1 protein-coding gene is annotated in these 835 nt (G+C 37.6%); it reads left to right on the top strand.

The window, feature by feature from the left end:
* Positions 1–796: MBOAT family protein (locus tag AB4653_RS25685; protein ID WP_372105640.1), on the top strand; the 796-nt coding region annotated here is incomplete at its 5' end.
* Positions 797–835: the final 39 nt, after the last annotated feature.

The raw sequence follows: 835 nt of genomic DNA, 5'->3' as shown, positions 1-835 counted from the left end.
GACATTATCATTCTACGAAGCTTGGCTAACGAGCTTGAGCTACTCTTTTCAGTTGTACTTTGACTTCAGTGGTTACTGCGATATGGCGATGGGTGCTGCGTTGCTATTTAATATAAAGCTACCAATCAACTTTAACTCGCCTTATAAATCATTAGATATCCAAGACTTTTGGCGTAGATGGCACATAACATTAGGAAGGTTCCTTAAGGATTACATTTACATCCCTCTTGGTGGGAGTAAGAAAAAAGAACTAACGACTTACAGCAACCTTTTCATTACATTTCTAATTGGTGGGTTATGGCATGGTGCTAGCTGGATGTTTGTTATCTGGGGAGCGTTACATGGCATGGCTCTCGTATTGCACAGAATATGGAAATCTGTTGGCGGAAACATGCCAACATGGTTAGCTTGGCTGACAACGTTTATATTCATCAATATGACATGGGTCTTTTTTAGGGCGGAAAACCTTACAACCGCCGTAAACCTATTATCTAGTATGATCGGGCTCAATCTAATCGACAAACCAATAGAGGGAATACCTTCTAACAAATTGTCATGGATTGGCACTAATTTTGACCTTCTATTTGGTATTCTTCCTAATATGGTAGCCGTAAATGCAATCCCATTCTCTACCATCTCTTTTTCTTTTTATCTATTGTCTAAAACTAATTCATATGAATTGATACAAAGAGGTGTTGGGATCGGAAAAATGATTTCAGCGGCCTTTTTGTTTGCAGCATCCATTTACATTATCAGAAGCTCATCTTCAAGTGTGTTTCTATATTTCAACTTTTAATAAGGAAAATCTCATTGAACAATAGAGTCAACATTAAAA

Origin of the sequence: Vibrio sp. 10N.222.48.A3 (assembly GCF_041475345.1) — a bacterium.
GTDB classification, from domain to species: Bacteria; Pseudomonadota; Gammaproteobacteria; order Enterobacterales; family Vibrionaceae; genus Vibrio; species Vibrio tasmaniensis_A.
The sequence above is the reverse complement of the archived record's forward strand: the minus strand, read 5'-3'. Positions and strand labels throughout refer to the sequence as shown.